The following is a 25,761-nucleotide window of genomic DNA, read 5'->3' as shown; positions in this document are numbered from 1 at the left end:
AAGGAGGTACGCTATAGATGTCGTTCGTATCAAAATTTAAATCTTATTTCGCGCTGGATGATGAGTATGAGTACAGGGAAGAAGTGGTGGAAGAAGAGGAGGCTGAACCAAAAGTCGTGAAGTCAGCTAAACAGCAGCAGTCCGCTTCTGCAGGGAATAATACCAATCAGAATATCGTAAGTTTGCAAAGCGTACAGAAATCTTCTAAAGTAGTATTATTGGAGCCGCGTGCTTATGCAGAAGCCCAGGAGGTAGCTGATCATTTGAAAAACAGGCGCGCAGTAGTCGTGAACCTTCAACGGATCCAGCATGACCAAGGAAAGCGAATCATCGATTTTCTAAGTGGGACTGTCTATGCAATCAGCGGGGATATCCAAAAAATCGGAACAGATATATTCTTATGTACCCCGGACAACGTCGATGTTTCCGGTAATATTACCGGCTTCGCCGCCGAAGAGGAGTACGAAGAAGCGAGGTGGTAATGGTTAATGGGTCTAGTGCTTCAGGGTTTATATTATTTAATTGAAATTTATTCAATGGCATTAATCGTTTACATATTGATGTCATGGTTCCCCAATGCAAGGGAGACATCAATCGGTCAGTTTTTGGAAAAAATTTGCGAACCTTATTTGGAACCGTTCAGAAAGTTCATTCCGCCACTTGGCATGATTGATCTTTCACCTCTTGTGGCCTTGCTGGTTCTTAATTTTGCCAGCGGTTATGGAATTTATTACTTACAGACATTAATTGGCTAATCAACAATTAACCTGACATGCATATTACTACACAGTCGGAACATTTTCCGCTGTGTAGTTGCAACGCAGAATGAGTTCAATCAATTCCATATGATCGACCATTAATTTGATAACTAAGGAGCATTTATTCAATCATGAGTATTTATCAGCATTTCAGGCCGGAGGAAAAAGATTTTATCGACCAGGCCATGAATTGGATTGATCAGGTTAAACATTCCTACGCTCCGAAACTATCTGATTTTCTTGATCCGCGTCAGCAGGAAATCCTTACTTCCCTAATAGGGAATGATCCGGAAGCGAAACTGCAATTCAATGGCGGGAGCGATTTCGTAGAGCGAAAACGTGTGCTCATTTACCCTGATTATTACTCTCCTGAACCATCTGATTTCAATATCTCCTTATACGATATCTCCTATCCAAAAAAATTTGTAACGCTTGAACATAGGCAAATACTTGGAACCTTGATGTCACTAGGGGTAAAACGTGAAAAATTTGGTGATATAATAGTGACGGAAGAGGATATTCAATTTATAGCTGCCGAAGAGATGGATTCATATCTCACTGGAAATCTGGAGAAAATAGGTAATGCTTCCGTTTCCATCAAACGGCTTCCAATCGGGAATATCGTTCAAGTTAAGGAAAAATGGGAAGAGCAAGTAACCACCGTCAGTTCTCTTAGGCTTGACAGTGTACTATCGGCCGTCCTGAATTTGTCCCGTCAAAAAACCCAGTCCTTGATAACGTCAGGAAAAGTAAAGGTGAATTTCAAGCAAACGGAAAACGTCTCGGAAGAATGCCGTGAGGGTGACACACTTTCCATCAGAGGTTTTGGCAGATGTAAAATAGCTTCAATCGATGGGAAAACCAAGAAGGATAAGTGGAGAATCTCGTTAGGCAGACAAAAATAATTCAAGAAAAAGCAGGAATCATAAATTTATTGTCGAATATAGAGTTTTAACATACTAGAGTAGAAACCGTTCTGGAGGTGCCGTAATGCCCTTAACCCCGATAGATATACATAACAAGGAATTTAACAAAGTATTTCGAGGGTATGATGAAGATGAAGTAAATGAATTTCTCGACCAGGTCATTAAAGATTATGAACTGATTTTGAGGGAGAAGAAGGAACTTGAAGATAAACTGAACGAGACTTTTGATCGTTTGGGACATTTTACGACAATTGAGGGTACACTTAACAAGTCGATTATTGTCGCACAGGAAGCAGCCGAAGAATTAAGGCGCAATGCCCAAAAAGAAGCGAAACTGATCATAAAGGAAGCAGAGAAAAATGCTGACAGGATCGTAAATGAGTCACTTGTGAAAGCAAGGAAAATAGCGATGGATATTGAAGATTTGAAAAAGCAATCCAAAGTATTCCGGACACGTTTCAAAATGCTTGTCGGTGCACAGCTGGATTTGCTGGACAATGACGATTGGGATCATCTTCTGGATTATGAAGTGGATGCGACTGAAATAGAATTAAATGAGAGAGTGGAAGAGGAAATTTAAACGATTCCTTGACTTTGAACACTTTTTTCGCATATAATTTTTTAACAATACAATTCATTATGAAATTAGACGATGACAGGGAAAGTAAATTCTTCACACACTTATTTTTAGCGAACCGGGGATGGTGAAAGCCCGGAATAAGCGAAGATATTGAAGATCACCCTTGAGTTCTGAGTTGAACCTGCTTTTGCAGTAAGTAAATGAAGCGTTTCATTCACGTTACGAATGCTCGAGAGGTTGGATTCACTTTTGTGAATCTTTCTAGCCAGGGTGGTACCGCGGGAAGCAAAGCTTTCTCGTCCCTTTTTTAGGGATGAGAGGGCTTTTTATTTTGGCCGGATATCAAGTCATCGGTTCGAATGAATTTTTTTAAAAGACGGATGGAGGATTTTATGATGGAATACAAAGATACCTTATTGATGCCTAAAACTGAATTTCCAATGCGGGGGAATTTGCCGAAGCGTGAACCGGAAATCCAAGAAAAATGGAAAGAAATGAACATCTATAAAAAAGTGCAAGAACAAACGGAAGGACGTCCTTTATTCATTTTGCATGATGGACCTCCATATGCCAACGGCGATATCCACATGGGCCATGCAATGAATAAGGTTTTAAAGGATTTCATTGTCCGATTTAAATCGATGAGCGGTTTTCAAGCACCGTATGTACCTGGCTGGGATACACATGGGCTTCCAATCGAAACGGCATTGACGAAAAAAGGCGTGAAACGGAAAGAAATGAGCGTTGCCGAATTCAGAAAGCTTTGTGAAGAGTATGCTTATGGCCAGATTGACAATCAACGGGAGCAGTTTAAGAGAATAGGGGTCCGTGGTGATTGGGAAAATCCTTATATCACATTGAAGCCTGAATATGAAGCACAGCAAATCAAGGTATTCGGTGAAATGGCGAAAAAAGGCTACATTTATAAAGGGAAAAAACCTGTTTACTGGTCCCCTTCAAGTGAATCGGCGCTAGCCGAAGCTGAAATTGAATATCAAGACAAACGCTCTGCGTCGATCTATGTTGCTTTTGAAGTCACAGATGGCAAAGGTGTGATCGATGAAGGCGTCAAGATCATCATCTGGACGACAACTCCATGGACGATTCCGGCTAATCTTGGTATCTCATTGCATCCGCAATTAAATTATGTAGTAGTGGCTGTCGAAAATGAAAAATTCTTAATTGCTGAGGCACTGCTTGAATCGGTTACGGAAACATTAGGCTGGGAAAACCCGTCCATCCAAAAAACAGTAAAAGGGAGCGAGTTGGACCGTGCTGTTGCCAAACACCCTCTTTATGACCGTGAATCTTTAGTGATGTTAGGTGAGCACGTAACGACTGAAGCTGGAACGGGTTGTGTTCATACTGCGCCAGGCCATGGTGAAGACGACTTTATCATTGGGCAAAAATATGGCTTGGACGTACTTTGTCCTGTAGATGAAAAAGGGGTCATGACGGATGAAGCAGGGGAGTTTGCCGGATTATTTTATGATCAAGCGAATAAACCGATTACCGAAAAATTAACTGAAGCAGGCGCGTTATTGAACTTGACGTTCATCACCCATTCTTATCCACATGACTGGCGGACGAAGAAGCCAACGATCTTCCGTGCAACAGCACAATGGTTCGCGTCAATCAAGGACTTCCGCAATGAACTTCTGGAAGCGATTGAAGAAACGAAATGGGTACCGGCTTGGGGCGAAACGCGTCTATTCAATATGGTCCGTGACCGTGGGGATTGGTGTATTTCCCGCCAACGCGCTTGGGGCGTGCCAATTCCAGTGTTTTATGCAGAAAATGGCGAGCCGATCATTACGGATGAAACCATCGACCATATTTCAAACCTATTCCGCGAACACGGTTCAAACATCTGGTTTGAGCGTGAAGCGAAAGATCTTCTGCCTGAAGGCTATACACATGAAGGCAGCCCGAATGGTATCTTCACGAAAGAAACGGATATCATGGACGTATGGTTCGATTCCGGTTCTTCTCATCAAGCGGTACTTGAAGAAAGAGACGACTTGCAACGCCCTGCTGACCTTTATTTAGAAGGGTCCGATCAATATCGCGGCTGGTTTAACTCATCACTTTCAACAAGCGTTGCCGTTACAGGCAAAGCACCATATAAAGGTGTACTTAGCCACGGGTTCGCATTGGATGGCGAAGGCCGTAAAATGAGTAAGTCGATTGGGAACGTAGTACTGCCATCGAAGGTCATGAATCAACTTGGTGCAGATATCTTACGCCTTTGGGTAGCTTCGGTGGATTACCAATCGGATGTCAGGGTTTCCGATCCTATTTTAAAACAAGTTTCGGAAGTTTACCGCAAGATCCGTAATACATTCCGCTTCCTGTTAGGGAACCTGGATGGATTCAATCCTAAGACCGATAAAGTGGCTGTTCAAGAATTGCCTGAAGTCGATCGATACATGCTGGTTAAATTAAATAAACTGATCAAACAGTCGAAGCTAAGTTATGAAAATTATGAGTTTGCCACCATTTATAATATGGTCAATAATTTCTGTACACAGGATTTAAGTTCGTTCTACCTTGATTATGCAAAAGACATTCTTTATTGTGAAGCACCAAATGGGAAAGAGCGTATGGCCATTCAAACGGTCCTTTACGAATCATTGGTCAGCTTGACCAAATTGGTATCACCGATCCTCTCTCATACAGCTGATGAAGTATGGGCGTTCATTCCGGGTGTAACGGAAGAAAGCGTACAGTTGACATTGATGCCTGAAGAAATTTCCATTGAAGATGCTGAAGATATTGAAGCAAAATGGACGACGTTCATGGATGTCCGGGATAATGTTCTGAAAGCATTGGAAGAAGCCCGTAACCAGAAGGTCATCGGAAAATCACTGAATGCTAAAGTGACGGTATATGTTAATGAAGAAACGAAAAGTCTGCTTGATGGCATCAAGGAAAGCTTTGAACAGCTATTCATCGTATCCGAATTTGAAATCGCTGGAGATGTGGCAAGTGCCCCAGCCGAAGCGGTTAAACTTGAGGATATAGCGATCCTTGTTACAAAAGCAGAAGGTGAAACGTGTGAACGTTGCTGGAATGTTTCGAAGGAAGTAGGTCAAGTGGAGGATCATCCAACACTTTGCCCGCGTTGTGCTACAGTTGTGAAAGAACATTACGTGAATCAATAATTCCTGCAAAAATGCCGGTCCCTATATGAAGGGCCGGCTTTTTTGTGTGAATGAAAGCTAAAACCCCAGTCGTGGAATTTTGCCTTTACCAATCTTCCCGATATTCTTAAGGAGCAGTTAGCGGACTTCTGTTTTTCGGATTAGTCATTATTTCTAGTTTATGCTACAATTCAAAAGTGAAGATTTGATTAGTTTGGGGGAAAAAATGTGTTTTATTATTTGATTGCCCTTTTGGTCATAGCTCTCGATCAGCTGACAAAATGGATGATTGTGAAAAAAATGGAGTACGGAGAAAGCATTGAAATTATTGAAAACCTTCTATATATCACCTCGCATCGTAATCGTGGGGCAGCATGGGGAATTCTACAAGGTCAAATGTGGTTTTTCTACATCATCACCATCGCTGTCATTATTGGACTTGTCTATTATATTCAGAAAATGGCGAAGGAAAGCATTTTGCTTGGAGTTGCACTTGGTCTCATGCTAGGCGGTGCGATTGGTAATTTCATCGATCGTGTTGCTCGTCAGGAAGTAGTGGATTTCGTTCATACCTATATTTTCAGCTACAGTTTCCCGGTATTTAATGTTGCTGATGCTGCGCTTTCAATTGGTGTCGGACTGCTCGTGATTCATATGTTTTTAGAAGAAAAAAACGCTAAGGAGAAAGATAATGGATAAAAGGTTATACAGCATCGATGAAACACTAAAAGGAGTTAGGATTGATAAGGCCCTTTCCACTTTGAATGAGGAATGGTCTCGCACGCAGGTCCAGCAATGGATCAAGGAAGATCATGTTTTGGTAAATGGCGCGGTTATTAAGACGAATTACAAAGCTGTTCCTGGCGATACAATCGAAGTGACGATTCCAGAACTTGAGGAATTGGATGCGGTAGCAGAGGAAATGGATTTGGATATCTATTATGAAGATGCAGATGTACTCGTAGTTAATAAACCGAGCGGTATGGTCGTCCATCCGGCACCGGGACATGTATCTGGCACGCTTGTAAATGGATTGATGGCTCACTGCAAGGATCTTTCTGGAATCAACGGTGTCATGCGTCCTGGAATCGTCCATCGGATCGACAAAGATACATCAGGTCTATTAATGGTTGCCAAAAATGATATGGCACATGAGAAACTGGTACAGCAGCTCGTTGACAAAACGGTTACCCGTAAGTATCAAGCTGTAGTTCATGGTGTGATCCCTCATGATTTCGGAACGATCGATGCACCGATCGGCCGCGATAAAAAAGATCGCCAAAGCATGACTGTCACAGATTCGAATGCCAAAAATGCCGTCACGCATTTCCGTGTCATCGAACGCTTCAAAGATTTCACTTTGGTGGAATGCCAGCTTGAAACGGGAAGGACACATCAAATCCGTGTTCATATGAAATACATTGGCTTCCCACTGGCGGGAGATCCGAAATATGGTCCGAAAAAGACCCTGAAATTGGATGGACAAGCGTTGCACGCCGGTCTTCTAGGTTTCATTCATCCACGTACTAATGAGTATATGGAATTCGAAGCTCCGATTCCGGAGGAGTTTGAAAATCTCATTAATCAATTACGTAGAAGTAAGGATTGACAAATTCACTTTTTTGATATATTATAATAACAACTTAATAAGAACCTTTAACACAGTTCAGAGAGACTGAGAAGGAAACGGATACGCAAAGTGGGATAATTATGCCCACGGCGATAAAATCCTCATGCCTTCTTGGCATGAGGATTTTTTTGTTAAAATGGACTTATCAGAAAAAAGAATCGGGGTGGCCGACGTGTTGAATGAGAAAGCCATAGTACTTGATGAGCAGGCCATTAGCAGAGCCTTGACGAGGATTGCCCATGAAATCATTGAGAAAAATAAGGGGATTGAGGATTGCGTCTTAATCGGGATACGTACACGCGGGATTTTCCTCGCTGACCGACTTGCAAAGCGCATCAATCAAATAGAAGGCAAGGAAATAGAGCTGGGTGAACTGGATATTACGCTTTATCGCGACGACCTTTCGAAAAAGAGCAATGATGGGGAACCCATCGTAAAAGGCTCAGACATTCCGGTCAATATCACTGACAAGAAAGTGATTTTAGTGGATGATGTTCTTTTCACAGGCAGAACCGTTAGAGCGGCAATGGATGCTCTGGTGGATTTGGGAAGACCTTCGCAGATCCAGCTTGCCGTATTAGTGGATAGGGGACATAGGGAATTGCCGATTCGCGCGGATTTCGTCGGTAAAAACGTTCCGACTTCACAATCTGAAAAAATTACAGTTACTTTAACAGAAGTAGATCAAGTAGATCAAGTTACTATATTAGAAAACTAAACACCATGAAAATTTCATATTACCCTTTTAAAGACAGTCCAGAGAGGCTGGCAAAGGGGAGTCAATCGGAAGAGCTGTGCCCTATGTATAGGCATTTACCTTCTGAGAAACCCTCTTTGTATATAGCAAAGAGGGTTTTTACAGTTTTGATGGAATTTTCATGAGGGGGATACGGAAATGGAAGAAACGAAAAAGGACATCGTACTGGATGTCGAGGACGTGCCAAAGGCTGGACAGTGGATTACGTTAAGCATCCAGCATTTGTTCGCCATGTTCGGTGCAACGGTGCTGGTGCCATTCCTGGTAGGTTTAAGCCCGGCGGTAGCACTGGTTTCAAGCGGGTTGGGAACACTTTCATACTTACTGATAACGAAAGGTCAGATACCAGCTTATCTCGGTTCATCTTTCGCTTTCATTGCGCCAATCATCGCGGCTAAGGCTTTGGGAGGTCCGGAAGCAGCCATGATCGGCTGTTTTGCGGCAGGGTTCATATATGGGATTGTAGCTTTGATCATCCAGAAAGTCGGTTTGCGCTGGTTAATGAATATACTTCCTCCGGTTGTGGTGGGTCCGGTGATTATCGTAATCGGATTAAGCCTTGCCGGAACGGCAGTGGACATGGCAATGTATGATCCGCAAGATAAATACAGCGTCACTTATATAATTATAGCGCTGATCACTTTAGCGGTAACCATCATCTGCAACGTGTTCTTTAAGGGATTCATCAACTTGATTCCCATTTTAATGGGGATCATAGTGGGCTACGGCTGTTCGGCTGTAGCGGGAATAATAGATTATGAACCGATTAAGGCAGCAAAATGGTGGGAAATGCCTGAATTCATGTTTCCGTATGTAACCTATACACCTACCTTCTCATGGGAAGTCATTGCCATCATGGTACCGGTTGCCATCGTAACTTTATCAGAACATATCGGACATCAGATGGTACTGAGCAAAGTAGTCGGCAGAAACTTTTTGGAAAAGCCAGGCTTGCATCGCTCGATTTTAGGAGATGGCGCAGGAATCATGATTGGGTCCTTCATCGGTGGGCCGCCGCTGACTTCGTATGGTGAAAATATTGGGGTCCTGACCATGACGAAGGCGTACAGTGTCTATATCATCGGAGGGGCAGCATTGACTGCAATCATCTTTGGCTTTAACGGTAAGATTTCAGCAGTCATCAGCTCGATACCTACAGCTGTGATGGGCGGCATTTCCATCTTGCTCTTCGGTATCATCGCCTCAAGTGGATTGAGGATGCTGATTGATAATAAGGTCGACTTTGACAAAAAAAGAAACTTGATGATAGCTTCAGTCATCCTGGTGTTAGGAATCGGAGGAGCGTTCGTACAACTATCGGAAACGGTATCGCTTTCCGGAATGGCACTTTCAGCCATCGTCGGAATCCTTCTTAACTTGATTCTTCCTGACCGGGAAAAAATATCCGGAGATATATTTGGAAAATAAGATATTGCATCAAAACAATAGATCACCTTTTAAAAGAAGTCCAGAGAGGCTTAAAAGGGTGTTGCTGTAAAGATGAATGAGAACGGGGAAAAGTGTAAACCAATCCGTGTCCTCACAATCTTTATGACCTACACCCTGTCCTTAATGGCGGGGTGTTTTTTATACCCCGCATCACAAATGTGAGAGGAGCAGGATCGATGAAAAAATTATTGACCATGAATGAATTGACGATAAGTGAAATTGAAAGGATTTTACATGAGGCAGAGTGTTTTGCCAACGGAACCAGCTGGATTCCAAAGCAGCTGACCACAGTTGCCAATCTCTTCTTTGAACCAAGTACACGTACAAAATCAAGCTTTGAAATGGCTGAAAGAAAATTGGGACTTGAGGTCATTCCTTTTGATGCGGGTACATCATCCGTGTTAAAAGGCGAAACCTTATATGACACAGTTAAAACGTTAGAAGCGATAGGTGTAAATGCCTTGATCATCCGTCATGAACAGGATAATTATTTTGACGAATTGAATGAGAAGATCGGGATTCCAATAATCAATGCAGGGGATGGCTGTGGAAATCACCCAACCCAATCATTACTGGACTTATTGACGATTAAACAAGAGTTTAAAAGTTTCAAAGGTCTTAAGATTGCGATAATCGGTGATGTAAGGCATAGTCGGGTTGCGAAATCGAATGCAGAAGCACTGACTCGTTTAGGAGCGAATGTCGTATTTTCGGGCCCGCCTGAATGGTTTGACAGATCAAACAGTTTAGGAAGGTATGAAGACATCGATCATGCAGTAGCTACATCGGATGTGGTCATGCTGCTCAGAATACAGCATGAAAGGCATATTGATAAATACGATCAGGCAAATGGAGACTACCTGGAAAGATTCGGCCTGACTAAACAACGTGAAAAAAATATGAAACCGGATGCGATCATCATGCATCCTGCACCAATAAACCGCGGTGTTGAAATAGACAGTGATTTAGTCGAATGCAGCCGCTCGAGAATTTTTAAACAAATGAAAAATGGCGTATTCATTAGAATGGCCGTATTAAAAAATGTGCTTGAACAAACCGAAGGGGGAAACATCCATGAAAACAGTAATCAAAAATGGAGTATTGCTAGATAATCAAAACTCATTCAAAAAAGCGGACATTGAGATAGAAGGCAAGGTCATCACAAAGATCGGCGAGAACTTGGAGACGGAAAATTGTAACGTAGTTGACGCTGGAGGATTACTGATTACACCTGGGCTTGTTGACCTGCATGTCCATTTGCGCGAACCGGGCGGTGAACATAAGGAAACAATCGCAAGCGGGACGCTTGCAGCGGCAAGAGGCGGTTTCACTACGGTAGCGGCGATGCCTAATACTAGGCCAGTTCCTGATACAGTGGAGAACCTAGAAGCGCTTAACAGGAAAATTGAAGAAACGGCTCATGTCAGGGTACTCCCATATGCATCCATCACGATTAGGGAAGCTGGCAAGGAGCTGACCGACTTTTCTTCACTAAAACAGACGGGTGCTTTCGCCTTTACGGACGATGGCGTAGGAATTCAAGAAGCCGGGATGATGCTGGAAGCGATGAAACGGGCAGCAGCTCAAGATATGGCCATTGTTGCTCATTGTGAAGACAATAGCTTAATCAATAAAGGCTCCGTCCATGAAGGAAGATTCTCAAAAGAACAGGGAATCAATGGGATTCCGTCGGTATGTGAAGCTGTACATATCGCCCGGGATATCCTTCTTGCCGAAGCGGCGGACTGCCATTATCACGTTTGCCATATTTCCACGAAGGAATCGGTAAGGACGGTAAGGGATGCCAAACGCGCCGGTATCCGTGTCACCGCCGAAGTTACACCGCATCACTTATTATTGTGTGAAGATGATATACCGGGACTTGATACGAATTATAAAATGAACCCGCCATTAAGGGGCCGTGAAGATCGGGATGCGTTGATAGAAGGATTGCTTGACGGAACCATCGATTTTATAGCAACAGACCATGCCCCGCATGCGGCAGAGGAAAAGGCGCAGGGAATGCAGCTGGCTCCTTTCGGAATAGTAGGATTGGAAACGGCCTTCCCGCTGCTTTACACCGAATTGGTTAAAAAGGGCATCATAACATTAAAGCAATTGATCGATTTCATGACAATCAAACCATCTGAATGCTTCTCCCTTCCTTATGGAGAGCTAAAAGAAGGTGCTATTGCGGATATCGTACTCATCGATTTGGAAACGGAAAAAGAAATCAATGCTGAAGAGTTTGCTTCAAAAGGGAAAAATACACCTTTTAATGAAAAGAAATGTTATGGCTGGCCAGTCATGACGATTGCAGAAGGAAAAATAGCTTGGGAAAAAGGACGTGTTCAAGGATGAAAAGACAGCTAATTTTAGAAGATGGGACAGTATTCCTTGGGGAAGCATTCGGAGGGGACGTAGAAAAAATAGGTGAAGTCGTTTTTAACACAGGAATGACGGGTTACCAAGAGATTCTATCCGATCCATCGTATTGCGGTCAAATCGTTACACTTACGTATCCATTAATCGGGAACTACGGGATAAACCGCGATGACTTTGAATCCATCAATCCAGCGATAGCAGGATTCGTCGTTAAGGAAACAGCAGAACTTCCTTCCAACTGGCGAAACCAATTATCACTAGATGAATATCTGAAAATGAAGAACATACCTGGAATAAGCGGAATCGATACGAGAAAGCTGACAAGAATCATCAGGAAATCAGGTGCACTAAAAGGGGCGCTTTGCAATATCAATAAAGATGCAAATGAAGTGGTTTCCCAATTGAAGGCAACGGTGATTCCTTCTAATCAGGTAAAACAGGTTTCAACAAAAGCACCTTATTCCAGCCCGGGCAGAGGCCCGCGGGTTGTTCTTGTAGACTACGGCATGAAGCATGGGATTTTACGTGAGTTGACGAAGCGCGGCTGTGATGTCGTGGTTGTACCTTATAACGTCACGGCCGAAGAAGTGATGCAATACCATCCGGATGGCGTGATGCTTTCAAACGGCCCTGGAGATCCGAAAAGTGTTCATGAGACGCTCGAAATGATCCGTACAATCCAAACGCAAGTACCGTTATTCGGAATCTGTTTAGGACATCAATTATTCGCACTTGCAAACGGGGCGGATACGGCAAAATTAAAATTCGGCCATCGAGGTTCGAATCATCCGGTTAGGGACCTTCGTACCGGAAAGGTATCCATCACATCTCAAAATCATGGATATACAGTTGAAGAGACTTCCATTGAAAGTACAGATCTTATTGTGACACATACAGCATTGAATGACGATACGATTGAAGGCCTGCGCCATAAAAAGTATCCTGCTTTCACCGTACAATATCATCCGGAAGCATCACCAGGTCCGGAAGATGCCAACTACTTATTCAATGAATTCTTACAAATGATTGAAGCTGCAACCAACAAGGGGGAAGAAACATGCCAAAACGCAATGATATAAAAAGCATCCTAGTAATTGGTTCCGGTCCGATCGTCATCGGACAGGCCGCCGAGTTCGATTATGCAGGAACCCAAGCGTGTATAGCCTTAAAAGAAGAAGGCTATCGAGTGATCCTGATTAACTCTAACCCTGCGACAATCATGACAGACACTGAAATGGCTGACGCGGTTTATATCGAACCGATCACATTGGAATTTGTCAGCAAAATCATTCGTAAAGAGCGCCCGGATGCACTGTTACCTACCTTGGGCGGACAGACTGGCTTGAACATGGCAGTTGAGCTTGCCGAATCAGGAATTCTGGAAGAATGCAATGTCCAAATTCTTGGGACCAAACTTTCGGCTATACAACAAGCGGAAGACCGTGACCTTTTCCGTACGCTAATGAACGATCTGGGGGAACCAGTGCCTGACAGCGACATTATTCATAACCTGGAAGAAGCTTATACATTCGTTGAACGAGTCGGCTACCCGGTCATTGTTCGTCCTGCCTTCACGCTTGGCGGAACAGGCGGTGGGATTTGTGATAACGAAGAGCAGCTTATCGAGATCGTTGAAGGTGGCCTGAAAAGCAGCCCGGTTCACCAATGTCTGCTTGAGAAGAGCATTGCCGGTTTCAAAGAAGTGGAATATGAAGTGATGCGTGATTCCAATGATAATGCAATAGTCGTTTGTAATATGGAAAACTTCGATCCTGTCGGTGTCCATACAGGCGATTCAATCGTTGCGGCACCAAGCCAAACATTAAGTGACAGAGAGTATCAAATGCTTCGAAATACGTCTTTGAAGATTATCCGCGCCTTGAAAATTGAAGGTGGATGTAATGTTCAGCTTGCGCTAGATCCAAACAGCTATCAATATTATGTCATTGAAGTGAACCCAAGGGTCAGCCGTTCTTCGGCACTTGCTTCAAAAGCGACTGGTTATCCAATTGCAAAGCTAGCAGCAAAGATAGCCGTTGGTTTGACGCTCGATGAAATGATGAACCCTGTCACTGGCAAAACCTATGCCAGCTTTGAACCGGCACTGGACTATGTCGTTACGAAAATTCCGCGCTGGCCTTTCGATAAGTTCGAAAGCGCCAACCGTAGGCTCGGTACCCAAATGAAAGCGACCGGAGAAGTCATGGCAATCGGCCGTACATTCGAGGAATCGATCTTAAAAGCTGTGCGTTCCCTTGAAGCGGGTATATTCCATCTTAATTTGAATGACGAGTTTGAGGATGGAAAGATAGAGAAACGGATCAGAAAAGCCGGAGATGAACGGTTATTCTATATCGGCGAAGCGTTAAGAAGGGGAAAAACGATCGAAACCATCCACGAATGGAGCCAGATCGATTTATTCTTCTTGCATAAGTTGAAAAAGATAATCGACTTTGAAAAGCAGCTTAAAGAACATTCTTTTGATTGTGAAGTATTGCAAAAGGCTAAAGAACTAGGGTTTTCTGACAAAACGATTGCGGAAATATGGGGAGTTCCCGAAATTGATGTCTATGAATACCGGAAACAGCAAGGAATCATCCCTGTTTACAAAATGGTTGATACATGTGCTGCCGAATTCGAATCGGAAACTCCGTATTTTTATGGGACATACGAAGATGAGAATGAATCCATCGTCACTGACAAGAAAAGTGTCATTGTTCTGGGATCAGGCCCAATTCGGATCGGGCAAGGAGTAGAGTTTGATTATGCGACCGTACACTCGGTATGGGCCATTAAGGAAGCGGGATATGAAGCGATCATCATCAACAACAATCCCGAAACAGTTTCGACGGATTTCAGTATCTCCGACAAACTTTATTTCGAACCATTGACTATTGAAGATGTCATGCATGTCATCGATTTGGAAAAACCGGAAGGGGTCATCGTCCAGTTTGGCGGACAGACAGCGATCAACCTTGCAGATGGTCTGGTTGAAAGAGGAGTGAAAATCCTAGGTACTTCACTCGAAGACCTGGATAGGGCGGAAAATCGCAATAAATTCGAAAAAGCACTTCAGGATTTAGGCATTCCTCAGCCAAAGGGTAAAACTGCAACATCGGTTGATGAAGCGATCGTCATCGCTGAAGATATCGGGTACCCGGTTTTAGTAAGGCCATCGTATGTCCTCGGAGGAAGAGCGATGGAAATCGTCTATAAACAAGAAGAATTGCTGCATTACATGAAAAATGCCGTGAAAATAAATCCGGATCATCCTGTCCTGATAGACCGCTACTTAACGGGTAAGGAAATCGAAGTGGATGGTATTTCCGATGGCGAAACGGTCGTTATCCCTGGGATCATGGAGCATATTGAGCGCGCCGGCGTCCATTCAGGTGACTCGATTGCAGTCTATCCGCCACAAAACTTAACGGAAAAACAAAAAGAAGTAATCATTGATTATACGACCCGGTTGGCAAAAGGCTTGAATATAATCGGTCTCTTGAACATTCAATATGTCATCAGCAATGAAGAAGTGTATGTGATTGAAGTAAATCCACGTTCCAGCCGAACCGTTCCATTCTTAAGTAAAATTACGAATGTGCCGATGGCTAACTTAGCCACGAAGGTCATCTTGGGCCACACACTTGAAAGCCAAGGTTACAAATCGGGGTTAGTGCCAGAACAAACGGGGGTCTATGTGAAAGTGCCGGTCTTCTCATTTGCGAAATTAAGAGGTGTGGACATCTCACTCGGACCTGAAATGAAATCGACTGGTGAAGTAATGGGGAAAGATACCACCCTTGAAAAAGCTTTATATAAAGGGCTGGTCGCTTCCGGTTTCAAGATCAAGGGGCATGGTTCGGTGTTATTGACGATATCGGATAAAGATAAGCAGGAAGCGCTGCTTTTAGCAAGGCGTTTCCATAATATCGGCTTCAAGCTGATAGCCACCAGCGGAACTGCTGCCCTATTGGAGCAATCAGGAATCCCGACTGCGATTGTTGGAAAAATTGGTGAAGAAGGTACAAACCTGCTGGATGTCATCCGGAACGGGGAAGCGCAATTTGTCATAAATACTTTGACAAAAGGTAAGCAGCCGGCACGGGATGGTTTCAGAATCCGACGTGAATCGGTTGAAAATGGAGTGACATGCCTAACATCACTTGATACGGCAGAAGCCATTTTAAGAGTGATAGAATCCATGACCTTCTCGGCAGAAGCAATGGGAAAAACGGAAAAAAGTCGTGAGGTGAGCTATATATGATCAAGAAGGAAAGAATGAAGGTGTTAAATCATAAGGAACTGGCACCATCCATCTTTGAACTTACCCTGCAAGGTGAATTGGTTTCAGAGATGAATCAACCAGGCCAGTTTGTCCAAGTCAAGACAACAGAAGGCACTGAGCCATTGTTAAGACGCCCGATTTCGATTTCTTCTTACAACAGGAGTGAAAATCAGTTCACGATGATATACCGGGCTGAAGGTAAAGGAACGACACTGTTATCGCAGCGTAAAGAGGCGGAAGCGGTCGATATCCTTGGACCCCTTGGCAACGGATTTCCCGTTCATGAGGCTAAACAGGGTGAAACGGCATTATTGGTTGGCGGCGGGATTGGTGTCCCGCCCCTGTATCAACTATCACAAATGTTGGTTGCGAAAGGTGTTACGGTAATCCATGTATTGGGCTTCCAGACCAAGTCAGCCATCTTTTACGAAAAAGAATTCAGTGAATTAGGTGATACCTATATTGCAACGGTGGATGGTTCATACGGGACAAAAGGATTTGTTACGACGGTAATAGACAATCTGGAGCAAGAGTTTGCAACGATCTTTTCATGCGGGCCTACACCAATGTTAAGAGCTTTGGAATCGGGCTATCGTGAGAAAAAGCTTTTCCTGTCCCTTGAGGAAAGAATGGGATGCGGCATCGGTGCATGCTTTGCTTGCGTGTGTCATACAGGGGATGACCCAACTGGTTTCAGTTATAAAAAGGTTTGCAGCGATGGACCCGTATTCCGGGCAGGAGAGGTGGTATTATGAGCAGGCTTTCAGTTGAATTACCAGGATTACACTTGAAAAACCCGGTCATGCCAGCATCTGGGTGCTTTGGATTCGGCCGTGAATACAGTCAATTTTTCGACTTGGATATTCTTGGGGCGATCATGATCAAAGCGACCACTCCTGAGCCGAGGTTCGGCAACCCGACTCCGCGTGTTGCGGAAACCTCTTCGGGAATGCTGAACGCCATCGGTCTTCAGAATCCAGGCTTGGAAAAGGTCATCAGTGAAGAGCTGGCCTGGCTAAGTAGGTATGATGTTCCCATCATTGCCAACGTTGCAGGTTCGCAAATAGATGACTATGTAAAAGTTGCCAGTGAAATAAGCAAGGCGGGGAATGTGAAAGCACTTGAATTGAATATCTCTTGTCCGAATGTAAAAGAAGGAGGCATAGCTTTCGGTACGGTACCGGAAGTTGCCAAAGAGGTAACCAAGGCGGTAAAGGAAGTATCTTCCGTCCCAGTCTATGTGAAGCTTTCACCGAATGTCAGTAATATTGTGGATATGGCCAAAGCAGTTGAAGATGGCGGGGCCGACGGGTTGACAATGATAAATACATTAGTCGGCATGCGATTGGATTTAAAAACGGGCAAACCGATCCTTTCTAACAGAACGGGTGGATTATCTGGTCCTGCAATAAAACCTGTAGCGCTCCGGATGATTTATGAGGTTAGCCAGCAAGTTTCTATTCCAATAATCGGAATGGGCGGCATCGCTACGGCGGAAGACGTCATTGAATTTTTCTATGCGGGTGCCAGTGCTGTTGCAGTGGGAACCGCGAACTTCGTGGATCCCTTTGTATGCCCGACCATCATCGAAGAATTACCGAAATTGTTGGATGAGCTGGGATTTGACCATATTTCAGAATGTACCGGAAGGAGCTGGAAGCAAAATGAAACAGTCACTAATAATCGCTCTTGATTTCCCTGACCTCCTTCAAACGGAGACATTCCTAAAACAGTTCCATTCGGAAAAACTGGCTGTAAAAGTGGGGATGGAATTATTTTATCAGAATGGTCCATCAATCGTTTCTTTCGTAAAGGAGCAAGGCCACGATGTGTTTTTGGACTTGAAGCTTCATGATATTCCAAATACCGTTAAAATGGCCATGACCGGATTGGCAGCTTTAGGCGCTGACATGGTCAATGTACATGCGGCAGGTGGACAAAAGATGATGGAAGCAGCCATGGAAGGTCTGGATAAGGGTACGTCCGCTGGTAAAAAACGTCCATTATGCATTGGGGTTACCCAACTGACGAGTACGTCACAAGAACAAATGAATGCTGAGCAAAACATTGCCGGGTCTCTGGAAGATTCGGTCCTCCATTATGCAAAACTTACTAGACAGGCAGGATTGGATGGCGTCGTCTGTTCTACCCATGAAGTAAAGAACATACATGAACGCATCGGTCATGAATTCTTGACCGTCACACCTGGAATCCGAAGTGCAGGTGGACCGACGCATGATCAAAAGAGAATTGCCACGCCTGAACAAGCTAGGGATTTTGGAGCGGATGCCATCGTTGTAGGGAGAGCCATAACGGGGGCGGCAGATCCATTAAGGGCGTATTTGGATATGAAAGCAGCTTGGGAGGGAATATCATGTTAAATAATAAGATAGCTGAACATCTATTGGAAATAAAAGCAGTGTACCTACAGCCGAATGACCCCTTTACTTGGGCATCTGGAATTAAATCACCCATTTATTGTGATAATCGCTTGACCCTTTCATACCCAGAGGTTCGCAATGAAATAGCGGAAGGATTGAAAGGTTTGATTGAACAGCATTTCCCTGATGCTGAACTGATTGCAGGCACAGCAACTGCCGGCATTCCGCATGCAGCTTGGGTGAGTGAAAAATTAAATGCACCGATGTGCTATGTTCGATCCAAAGCCAAGGAGCACGGTAAGGGCAATCAGATCGAAGGCCGCGCAGTTCCAGGACAAAAAGTGGTCGTTGTAGAAGACTTGATTTCAACCGGCGGAAGTGTGATTACTGCTGTTAACGCGCTGAAAGAGGCTGGATGTGATGTTCTAGGAGTCGTTTCGATCTTTACTTACGAATTGGAAAAGGGAAAAGAAAAATTCGAAGCTGAGGGCATTATTAACCATTCGTTGAGTGACTACTCTACTTTGATAAAAGTCGCTAATGATAAAGGGTACATCACGGCAGAAGAATTGGAAAAGCTAAAAAAATGGCGGGAGAATCCGGCTGATACAGCTTGGATTTCGGCATGAAAATAGAGGGGGCCCAATCACTCAGGACTGGGCCCCCTCTATTTTTTTACTCCTTTACCGCTTCCTTTAAGCGTATGACAGTATCGGCATCCGGTGTAATATAAACGGTCTGCTGCTGGTCATAGATTACGAACCCGGGCTTGGAACCATTGGGTTTCTTAACATGGCGAACCTGTGTGAAATCAACGGGCACTGAACTCGATTGCTTTGCTTTACTGAAGAAAGCTGCTAATACGGCGGCCTCTTTTATCGTTTTTTCACTTGGCGATTCATTTCGAATCACAACATGTGAGCCGGGTATATCTTTGGTATGAAGCCATATTTCATCACGGCGTGCAAACTTATTCGTTAAATAATCATTTTGTTTATTATTCTTTCCGACAAAAATGAGATCACCATCCGTAGCATAATATGTTTCAAGCTGCGGTTTTGCATTTGCAGGCTTTTTCATGCCTTTTTTCTTTTTTTGCCTAATGTAACCTTCTTCCTGAAGTTCTTCCCGAATCTCCTCTATATCCCTGGGTGACGCTGATTGGAGCTGCTGATGCAAGGCTTCGAAGTAGGCCAATTCCAATTTTGTCTTTTCGATTTGTTCTTGGACGACTCCGACTGCATTTTTGGACTTTTGGTATCTTGAGAAGTACTTTTGTGCATTATCTGACGGATTTTTTAATGGGTCAAGCGGGATGGTGACCATACTTTGTTCTTCATCATAATAATTGACGACTTCTATTTCCTTCATGCCTTTTTTCATTTGATATAGATTAGCTGTAAGCAGCTCACCGAACAACTGATACTGTTCACCGCGTTCCGTATCTTTCAATGTACGTTCGAGCTTGCCGATTTTTTTTGAGTTCTTTTCGATTTCATTAGTAATGAAACGTTCTACATCCTGGCTCTTTTGCTTAACCCGATCTCTTTCTGCCTTTCCGAAGTAATAGCGGTCGAGCATCTCGCTCAATGAAGAAAACGTACGTTGATTCCCAGACAGATGCTCTAGTGAAAGCATATAAAAAACTTCTTTATTTCCATCTTGTTTGATCGTGGCAGCATATTTCTGTTCCGAGATTTCCTGGATAATCTTTAAAAAGGCTGTTGGAAGGGTCGTGCTGTTGGCAAGTCCGGCCCGGTAGACGGCTTCCTTTGCAACTAATGGTGAAACTCCTGAAAAATGGGCAACAAGCTGTCGATCCAGCTTTCCTGCATTGAAGTCAATATTCTTCCTGATATCGTCCTCGGTAGCCTTGAAGGGATCATTCTTTTCCTGTGCGGGTGGAGCCTTATATTCCTGGCCGGGCAATATCGCCCGATAACTGTTGACGGCATGTGAAACATGCTTAATGCTGTCCAAAATCATATTTCGTTCTTTATCTACTAAAACAATGTTGCTGTGTCGCCCCATGATTTCGATGATTAACTGCTTTTGAGAGACATCGCCAAGCTCATTACGGCCCTTCACTTCAAAAATGATCATCCTATCAAGTTCATATTGATAAATGTTTTCTATCGTATAGCCTTCGAGGTACTTCCTAAGAAGCATGCAGAACATGGGTGCCTCTTTGGGATTTTCATAACTTTCTTCGGTCAATTGCACCCTCGAATAGCTTGGATGGGCTGATAATAAGAGCTTATGGTTCTTACCTCCAGCACGAACAACCAGTATTACTTCATTTTTATAAGGCTGATGTACCTTATTGATTCGTCCACCTTCTAATAAAGAAGCGATTTCTTCCGTCATCGCTTTCGTAAATAATCCATCAAATGACATTCTATTTTTACTTCCTTTACATAAGATTTTCTAAGAACTCATTTTTGCCGGGCGTTATAAATGCATCATGGCTGCCCATTTTAGTTAATCACAATTTTTTTAGCCAACTGGGTGAAAGCAGCAGTTCAGGTACAGTGAATGGATGCATTTTTATTTCCTGATAGTGAATACAAAATTGGTCCATTCATCATGATTACAGTTCGTTCATTCAAAAAATTATCCGGATCGTTCTTCTTTCCGCAATTCTGTTTAATTATAGCATTATTTTGGACGAGTCTGAATAATCATGGAAGAAGAGCAGGTTGTTTTATGTATCGGTAAGCAGGCAGGTGTTGGAAGAGTAAAGCAAAAAGCGCCTGTTGAGATGTATACAGGAGCCTATTTCATTCTATTCAAAGGGATGTGTGATACTTGATGGAGTTCAGGGAAATGAATAATCAAGAAATGGAGAAAGCGCTTCAAACAAACGTTACACACGGTTTGGACGATGATGTAGTAAAGGACAGGCTGCGAAAGAATGGTTTTAACGAATTGAAGGAAGGAGAAAAACAGTCAGCCATTCTTTTATTTTTCGCCCAATTCAAAGATTTCATGGTCATAGTTTTACTTGCCGCGACATTGGTTTCCGGGATATTGGGTGAATATATCGATGCGATTGCCATCATGGCGATTGTTTTTTTGAATGGATTACTTGGTTTTTTCCAAGAACGGAAGGCAGAAAAATCCTTGGATGCCTTAAAGGAAATGGCTGCACCGCAAGTTAACGTGCTTCGAGATGGCCAGTGGATGAAAATCCCATCGAGAGAAGTGGTTGTTGGGGATATCCTGAAGTTTTCGAGCGGTGACCGTATTGGTGCCGATTTACGGATCATCGACCATTCAAGCCTTGAAATAGAAGAGTCGGCACTTACCGGCGAGTCACTCCCGGCCGTTAAATGTTCTGATCCATTGATGAATGAGGTTGAAGGTATCGGTGATCAGGAAAATATGGCGTTTATGGGAACGATGGTGACAAGAGGGAATGGAGTCGGAATCGTAATCGCCACTGGAATGAATACGGCGATGGGAAAGATTGCGGATCTCCTGCAGACTGCGGAAACAAAAGAAACACCGCTTCAACGGAGGTTGGAGCAGCTAGGCAAAATTTTGATCGTCACGGCCTTAATATTAACTGTAATCGTAGTCCTGACTGGTGTCATTCAAGGACATGACCTCTATACGATGTTTTTGGCCGGGGTATCTCTGGCTGTTGCGGCGATTCCCGAAGGCTTGCCGGCCATTGTGACCGTAGCCTTGTCTTTAGGTGTTCAGCGTATGATCAAACAAAAAGCGATTGTCCGTAAGCTTCCTGCCGTAGAAACGCTTGGCTGTGCAACAGTGATTTGCTCAGATAAAACAGGTACACTGACACAAAACAAAATGACGGTGACGAAGGTTTGGAGTGGAGGAAAAACTTGGGATGTCGGCGGTACTGGTTACAATCCGGTCGGAGAATTTTCTTTAGATGGAGTTTCAGTTGCACCGAAAAATCATAATGCCTTGCTTCAAATAATTACATTCGGCATGCTCTGTAATAAAGCTGAGTTAAAGGAGAATGGTAAACAATATATTCTAGACGGTGATCCGACAGAAGGGGCGATGTTGGTCGCGGCAATGAAAGCTGGATTGACGAGGGAACACCTAAATAAGAGGTTTACGATAGTAAAGGAGTTTCCATTTGACTCTAGCCGCAAAATGATGAGTGTCATAGTGAAGGATGATAAAGATAATCATTTTGTTATCGTAAAAGGTGCCCCGGACGTATTGATTGCCCAGTCCGACACGATTCTTTGGGAAGGAAGGTCGGAAATATTAAATCGGGAGAGCAAGGAAAGGGTGCAACAGGACATGAATGGGCTTGCTTCGCAGGCACTTAGAATGATTGCGGTAGGTTATAAACCTCTTTCAAAAGGAACGATTTTGCTGCATGAAACCGAAGCTGAGCGTAATTTGACCTTTATGGGACTTCAGGGCATGATCGATCCCCCGCGTCCGGAGGTGAAACAGGCAGTTAAGGAATGCAGGGACGCCGGGATCAAAACTGTCATGATTACAGGCGACCATGTGATAACTGCAAAGGCAATTGCTAAAGAGCTTGGAATTTTAAAAGGAAAAGACCGTGTACTTGAAGGACGGCAATTGGCGGACATGGAAGTCGGGGAACTTGAGGAAGTTGTTGAAACTGTTTCGGTATTTGCCCGAGTTTCCCCGGAACATAAGTTGAAAATCGTAAAAGCCTTGCAAAATAAAGGACATGTCGTTGCGATGACAGGGGATGGTGTCAATGATGCCCCTGCGATAAAATCAGCGGATATTGGTATCTCCATGGGCATCACGGGGACTGATGTTGCTAAAGAAGCTTCTTCCTTGATATTGGTTGACGATAACTTTGCCACAATAAAATCGGCCATTAAAGAAGGCAGGAATATTTACGAAAACATCAGGAAGTTCATCCGTTACCTGCTTGCATCCAATGTTGGGGAGATTTTGGTCATGTTTTTTGCGATGCTATGTGCCTTGCCTTTACCATTGATACCAATCCAGATCTTATTCGTGAACCTTGTAACCGACGGATTGCCCGCGATGGCATTGGGCCTGGATGCCGCAGAAGAAGATGTAATGAAAAGAAATCCAAGAAATGCCAATGAAGGTGTGTTTGGAAGGGGGCTTGGCTGGAAGATCATCTCACGCGGTTTTCTGATAGGGGTTTCCACATTGATTGCATTTTATGTTGTATATCGTGCAAATCCGGATAATCTTGCTTATGCACAAACGATTGCTTTCGCTACCTTGGTCTTGGCTCAGCTTATACATGTATTCGATTGCCGAAGTGAACGTTCGATCTTCTCGAGAAATCCATTCGGTAACCTTTATCTAGTGGGGGCGGTACTATCCTCCCTATTATTGATGGTAGCCGTCATGTATGTGCAGCCTTTACAAACCATCTTTCATACGGTACCGATTTCGGGAAGGGATTGGCTATTAGTAATAGGAATGGCATCCATACCAACTTTTTTACTGGCTGGAACCTTTTTAGCAAGAAAAGCACAGTGATATATGGTATAATCTTTAAGGTGGTAGAGTCTTGCTCTATTGCCTTTTTATTTTTGTGGTATTTTATTTGTAAGCTAATGTTTCCGTACTTTAGCTAATATATAATGAATGTCAAAAGGCCAAATTACTACATTATGTTTTGATAGGATGTGGAACCATGGTTACCAGTATGACGGGCTATGGAAGAGAAGAAGCGGAAAACGAACAGGTCAGGGTTTTTGCTGAAATCAAGACCGTTAACCATCGTTTTTGTGAATATACGATTCGAATGCCGCGCCAGCTTTTGGTTTTGGAAGAAAAGGTGAAAAAGAAGGCGAATCAATACATAAGAAGGGGACGGGTGGAACTCTTCATTACAGTGGAAGGTGAGAGCCTGGTTTCCAAAAAGGTGAAGATCGATTGGGATCTTGCTGATCAATATGTGGGATTGATGGATGAAGTCAAGGGAAAATACAATCTGGAAAGTTCAATTACATTACAGGATATGCTGCAACTTGAATCGATTTTCATGACGGAAGAAGTACCTGCGGTTCCTGCCGATTTGGAATCCCTTTTAATGAAGGCCGTCACGGGGGCATTGGAAAATCTGAAAAAAATGCGGGATCTCGAAGGTCAGGAACTTGCCTCGGACATGAAACGCCAGCTTGAAAAGTTTGGTGAGATTGTAGCAGGAGTCAAAATGCATGCACCTTCAGTCGTCGAAAAATATAAAGCCCGATTGGAAATCAAACTGGCCGAGTTGACTGATGGATTGATTGAAGATAGCCGTATTGTGACAGAAGCGGCCATTTTTGCTGATAAATGTGATATAAATGAAGAACTGACCAGACTCGATAGCCATTTACAGCAATTTTCATGGACCCTTACCCATAGTGAACCAATTGGAAGGAAACTTGACTTCCTTGTCCAGGAAATGAATAGGGAAGTCAATACGATTGGATCAAAGGCAAATGATTCGGCCATTACGAAAGAAGTGGTGGAAATGAAAAGTTTGCTTGAAAAATTAAAGGAACAGGTTCAAAATATCGAGTAGTCGGTTTATGATGAACCTAACAAGGCGACAATAGATATGAATGGGGGACAAAAATGTCAATTAAGCTCATTAATATTGGTTTTGGGAATATCGTTTCCGCGAACCGGATCGTATCCATCGTGAGCCCTGAATCGGCTCCGATAAAAAGGATCATCCAAGACGCCCGAGATCGCGGATCCTTAATAGATGCAACATATGGCAGAAGAACCAGGGCCGTTATAATTACAGACAGCGACCATGTTATCTTATCTGCCGTTCAACCGGAAACGGTTGCTGCACGGCTACAAGATAGAGATGACAGCGTAGAAGAGGGGTAACTGAAACAATATGAGAGAAAAAGGTTTATTAATCGTTTTGTCCGGACCATCCGGTGTTGGTAAAGGAACTGTTAGGAAGGCGATTTTTTCTCAGCCAGGAACGGCATTCGAATATTCAATTTCGATGACGACAAGGCTGCCTCGCCATGGTGAAGTGGACGGAGTGGACTATTTCTTCAAAAAACGCGAGGAATTCGAAGCACTGATTGAAGAAGGCAAATTGCTGGAATATGCTGAGTTCGTCGGTAATTATTATGGAACGCCCGTGGATTATGTCCGTGAAACAATCGATTCCGGAAAAGATGTATTTCTGGAAATAGAAGTTCAAGGAGCTAAACAGGTCCGGGAGAAATTCCCTGAAGGACTTTTCATTTTCCTTGCTCCTCCGAGTTTGACTGAACTCGAAAGCCGCATCGTTACTCGCGGAACCGAGACGGAGGAAGCGATAAAAGGCCGGATGAAAGTGGCCAAGGAAGAAATAGAACTTATGGATCTGTACGATTATGTTGTTGAAAATGATCATGTGGATGCAGCATGTGCTAGAATTAATGCAATTGTAATTGCCGAGCATTGCCGTCGGGAAAGAGTTGCAGTTTTATATAAAAAAATGTTGGAGGCGGAATAAAC

The 25,761-nt window shown here is 43.6% G+C and carries 23 protein-coding genes; 22 read left to right on the top strand and 1 reads right to left on the bottom strand.

Annotated elements, in window-relative coordinates:
• Positions 1-17: 17 nt before the first annotated feature.
• From ACFX4H_RS07480 to pyrE, 17 genes are all read left to right on the top strand, one after another.
• Positions 18-482, top strand: coding sequence for a cell division protein SepF (locus ACFX4H_RS07480; protein ID WP_057278438.1), 465 nt, complete (start codon positions 18-20; stop codon positions 480-482).
• A 6-nt stretch (positions 483-488) separates the two neighbouring features.
• Positions 489-755: a YggT family protein gene (locus tag ACFX4H_RS07475; RefSeq protein WP_034313862.1), complete on the top strand. Its 267-nt coding sequence runs from the start codon at positions 489-491 to the stop codon at positions 753-755.
• A gap of 134 nt (positions 756-889) precedes the next feature.
• Positions 890-1,663 (top strand): YlmH family RNA-binding protein, encoded by a 774-nt coding sequence (locus tag ACFX4H_RS07470; RefSeq protein ID WP_057278437.1) that lies wholly within the window; start codon positions 890-892, stop codon positions 1,661-1,663.
• Positions 1,664-1,748: 85 nt separating this feature from the next.
• Entirely contained in the window at positions 1,749-2,264 is a 516-nt protein-coding gene (locus ACFX4H_RS07465; RefSeq protein ID WP_034313857.1) for a DivIVA domain-containing protein, read from the top strand.
• Between the two features lie 395 nt (positions 2,265-2,659).
• Positions 2,660-5,428 carry an isoleucine--tRNA ligase gene (ileS, locus tag ACFX4H_RS07460; RefSeq protein ID WP_249597874.1) on the top strand — a complete coding sequence of 923 codons (2,769 nt, stop codon included), beginning with the start codon at positions 2,660-2,662 and terminating at the stop codon, positions 5,426-5,428.
• A 207-nt stretch (positions 5,429-5,635) separates the two neighbouring features.
• Positions 5,636-6,106 (top strand): signal peptidase II, encoded by a 471-nt coding sequence (gene lspA / locus ACFX4H_RS07455; protein WP_034313851.1) that lies wholly within the window; start codon positions 5,636-5,638, stop codon positions 6,104-6,106.
• Positions 6,099-7,016, top strand: a complete 918-nt coding sequence (locus ACFX4H_RS07450; RefSeq protein ID WP_034313849.1) for an RluA family pseudouridine synthase — start codon at positions 6,099-6,101, stop codon at positions 7,014-7,016. The genes lspA and ACFX4H_RS07450 overlap by 8 nt, the downstream gene beginning before the upstream one ends.
• Before the next feature lie 157 nt (positions 7,017-7,173).
• Positions 7,174-7,755, top strand: a complete 582-nt coding sequence (gene pyrR, locus ACFX4H_RS07445; protein ID WP_057278480.1) for a bifunctional pyr operon transcriptional regulator/uracil phosphoribosyltransferase PyrR — start codon at positions 7,174-7,176, stop codon at positions 7,753-7,755.
• Positions 7,756-7,932: 177 nt separating this feature from the next.
• Positions 7,933-9,222, top strand: coding sequence for a solute carrier family 23 protein (locus ACFX4H_RS07440; RefSeq protein WP_241637055.1), 1,290 nt, complete (start codon positions 7,933-7,935; stop codon positions 9,220-9,222).
• Positions 9,223-9,419: 197 nt separating this feature from the next.
• The gene (locus ACFX4H_RS07435) at positions 9,420-10,355 is read left to right on the top strand and encodes an aspartate carbamoyltransferase catalytic subunit (RefSeq protein ID WP_063591684.1); all 936 of its coding nucleotides are present in this window, start codon (positions 9,420-9,422) and stop codon (positions 10,353-10,355) included.
• Positions 10,318-11,604 carry a dihydroorotase gene (locus ACFX4H_RS07430; protein ID WP_377434850.1) on the top strand — a complete coding sequence of 429 codons (1,287 nt, stop codon included), beginning with the start codon at positions 10,318-10,320 and terminating at the stop codon, positions 11,602-11,604. The genes ACFX4H_RS07435 and ACFX4H_RS07430 overlap by 38 nt, the downstream gene beginning before the upstream one ends.
• Positions 11,601-12,707 carry a carbamoyl phosphate synthase small subunit gene (locus ACFX4H_RS07425; RefSeq protein WP_063591683.1) on the top strand — a complete coding sequence of 369 codons (1,107 nt, stop codon included), beginning with the start codon at positions 11,601-11,603 and terminating at the stop codon, positions 12,705-12,707. The genes ACFX4H_RS07430 and ACFX4H_RS07425 overlap by 4 nt, the downstream gene beginning before the upstream one ends.
• A complete protein-coding gene (carB, locus tag ACFX4H_RS07420; RefSeq protein ID WP_057278431.1) occupies positions 12,686-15,892 on the top strand; it encodes a carbamoyl-phosphate synthase large subunit in 3,207 nt (1,068 codons plus the stop codon). Before ACFX4H_RS07425 ends, carB begins: the two co-directional genes overlap by 22 nt.
• On the top strand, positions 15,889-16,668 hold the full coding sequence (locus ACFX4H_RS07415; RefSeq protein ID WP_063591682.1) for a dihydroorotate dehydrogenase electron transfer subunit: 780 nt from the start codon (positions 15,889-15,891) through the stop codon (positions 16,666-16,668). Before carB ends, ACFX4H_RS07415 begins: the two co-directional genes overlap by 4 nt.
• Positions 16,665-17,606 carry a dihydroorotate dehydrogenase gene (locus ACFX4H_RS07410; protein WP_063591681.1) on the top strand — a complete coding sequence of 314 codons (942 nt, stop codon included), beginning with the start codon at positions 16,665-16,667 and terminating at the stop codon, positions 17,604-17,606. The genes ACFX4H_RS07415 and ACFX4H_RS07410 overlap by 4 nt, the downstream gene beginning before the upstream one ends.
• Positions 17,578-18,294: an orotidine-5'-phosphate decarboxylase gene (gene pyrF / locus ACFX4H_RS07405; RefSeq protein WP_241637052.1), complete on the top strand. Its 717-nt coding sequence runs from the start codon at positions 17,578-17,580 to the stop codon at positions 18,292-18,294. Before ACFX4H_RS07410 ends, pyrF begins: the two co-directional genes overlap by 29 nt.
• Complete coding sequence (gene pyrE / locus ACFX4H_RS07400) at positions 18,288-18,923, top strand: orotate phosphoribosyltransferase (protein ID WP_054396935.1); 636 nt, start codon at positions 18,288-18,290, stop codon at positions 18,921-18,923. Before pyrF ends, pyrE begins: the two co-directional genes overlap by 7 nt.
• Before the next feature lie 46 nt (positions 18,924-18,969).
• Here pyrE and ACFX4H_RS07395 read toward each other — a convergent pair whose 3' ends face one another.
• Complete coding sequence (locus ACFX4H_RS07395; protein ID WP_377434849.1) at positions 18,970-20,691, bottom strand: Rqc2 family fibronectin-binding protein; 1,722 nt, start codon at positions 20,689-20,691, stop codon at positions 18,970-18,972.
• Positions 20,692-20,977: 286 nt separating this feature from the next.
• Between ACFX4H_RS07395 and ACFX4H_RS07390 the strand changes: the two genes are divergently transcribed.
• The 5 genes from ACFX4H_RS07390 (at position 20,978) to gmk (ending at position 25,759) form a co-directional block, all read left to right on the top strand.
• On the top strand, positions 20,978-21,106 hold the full coding sequence (locus tag ACFX4H_RS07390; protein ID WP_262869245.1) for a hypothetical protein: 129 nt from the start codon (positions 20,978-20,980) through the stop codon (positions 21,104-21,106).
• A complete protein-coding gene (locus ACFX4H_RS07385) occupies positions 21,106-23,784 on the top strand; it encodes a calcium-translocating P-type ATPase, SERCA-type (protein ID WP_377435281.1) in 2,679 nt (892 codons plus the stop codon). The genes ACFX4H_RS07390 and ACFX4H_RS07385 overlap by 1 nt, the downstream gene beginning before the upstream one ends.
• 157 nt (positions 23,785-23,941) lie before the next feature.
• Entirely contained in the window at positions 23,942-24,817 is an 876-nt protein-coding gene (locus tag ACFX4H_RS07380) for a YicC/YloC family endoribonuclease (RefSeq protein ID WP_034313816.1), read from the top strand.
• A 53-nt stretch (positions 24,818-24,870) separates the two neighbouring features.
• Positions 24,871-25,134 carry an extracellular matrix/biofilm regulator RemA gene (gene remA, locus ACFX4H_RS07375; protein WP_034313813.1) on the top strand — a complete coding sequence of 88 codons (264 nt, stop codon included), beginning with the start codon at positions 24,871-24,873 and terminating at the stop codon, positions 25,132-25,134.
• A 10-nt stretch (positions 25,135-25,144) separates the two neighbouring features.
• Entirely contained in the window at positions 25,145-25,759 is a 615-nt protein-coding gene (gmk, locus tag ACFX4H_RS07370) for a guanylate kinase (protein WP_034313809.1), read from the top strand.
• Positions 25,760-25,761: the final 2 nt, after the last annotated feature.

This window comes from Peribacillus sp. YIM B13477, from assembly GCF_042787955.1.
Classification (GTDB): domain Bacteria; phylum Bacillota; class Bacilli; order Bacillales; family DSM-1321; genus Peribacillus; species Peribacillus frigoritolerans.
Note: the sequence above shows the minus strand (reverse complement) of the source record. Positions and strands in the feature narration are given on the sequence as shown.

Bases quoted from the DNA above. Each gene is read 5' to 3' on its own strand.
- ACFX4H_RS07475 (WP_034313862.1), top strand. From the start codon at position 489: ATGGGTCTAGTGCTTCAGGGTTTATATTATTTAATTGAAATTTATTCA.
- ACFX4H_RS07395 (WP_377434849.1), bottom strand. From the start codon at position 20,691: ATGTCATTTGATGGATTATTTACGAAAGCGATGACGGAAGAAATCGCT.
- ACFX4H_RS07465 (WP_034313857.1), top strand. From the start codon at position 1,749: ATGCCCTTAACCCCGATAGATATACATAACAAGGAATTTAACAAAGTA.
- carB (WP_057278431.1), top strand. From the start codon at position 12,686: ATGCCAAAACGCAATGATATAAAAAGCATCCTAGTAATTGGTTCCGGT.
- ACFX4H_RS07435 (WP_063591684.1), top strand. From the start codon at position 9,420: ATGAAAAAATTATTGACCATGAATGAATTGACGATAAGTGAAATTGAA.
- ACFX4H_RS07410 (WP_063591681.1), top strand. From the start codon at position 16,665: ATGAGCAGGCTTTCAGTTGAATTACCAGGATTACACTTGAAAAACCCG.
- ACFX4H_RS07415 (WP_063591682.1), top strand. From the start codon at position 15,889: ATGATCAAGAAGGAAAGAATGAAGGTGTTAAATCATAAGGAACTGGCA.
- ACFX4H_RS07440 (WP_241637055.1), top strand. From the start codon at position 7,933: ATGGAAGAAACGAAAAAGGACATCGTACTGGATGTCGAGGACGTGCCA.
- ACFX4H_RS07450 (WP_034313849.1), top strand. From the start codon at position 6,099: ATGGATAAAAGGTTATACAGCATCGATGAAACACTAAAAGGAGTTAGG.
- remA (WP_034313813.1), top strand. From the start codon at position 24,871: ATGTCAATTAAGCTCATTAATATTGGTTTTGGGAATATCGTTTCCGCG.
- ACFX4H_RS07430 (WP_377434850.1), top strand. From the start codon at position 10,318: ATGAAAACAGTAATCAAAAATGGAGTATTGCTAGATAATCAAAACTCA.
- pyrR (WP_057278480.1), top strand. From the start codon at position 7,174: ATGGACTTATCAGAAAAAAGAATCGGGGTGGCCGACGTGTTGAATGAG.
- ACFX4H_RS07480 (WP_057278438.1), top strand. From the start codon at position 18: ATGTCGTTCGTATCAAAATTTAAATCTTATTTCGCGCTGGATGATGAG.
- pyrF (WP_241637052.1), top strand. From the start codon at position 17,578: ATGAAACAGTCACTAATAATCGCTCTTGATTTCCCTGACCTCCTTCAA.
- ACFX4H_RS07385 (WP_377435281.1), top strand. From the start codon at position 21,106: ATGGAGTTCAGGGAAATGAATAATCAAGAAATGGAGAAAGCGCTTCAA.
- ACFX4H_RS07390 (WP_262869245.1), top strand. From the start codon at position 20,978: ATGGAAGAAGAGCAGGTTGTTTTATGTATCGGTAAGCAGGCAGGTGTT.
- ACFX4H_RS07425 (WP_063591683.1), top strand. From the start codon at position 11,601: ATGAAAAGACAGCTAATTTTAGAAGATGGGACAGTATTCCTTGGGGAA.
- gmk (WP_034313809.1), top strand. From the start codon at position 25,145: ATGAGAGAAAAAGGTTTATTAATCGTTTTGTCCGGACCATCCGGTGTT.
- ACFX4H_RS07470 (WP_057278437.1), top strand. From the start codon at position 890: ATGAGTATTTATCAGCATTTCAGGCCGGAGGAAAAAGATTTTATCGAC.
- ACFX4H_RS07380 (WP_034313816.1), top strand. From the start codon at position 23,942: ATGGTTACCAGTATGACGGGCTATGGAAGAGAAGAAGCGGAAAACGAA.
- pyrE (WP_054396935.1), top strand. From the start codon at position 18,288: ATGTTAAATAATAAGATAGCTGAACATCTATTGGAAATAAAAGCAGTG.
- ileS (WP_249597874.1), top strand. From the start codon at position 2,660: ATGGAATACAAAGATACCTTATTGATGCCTAAAACTGAATTTCCAATG.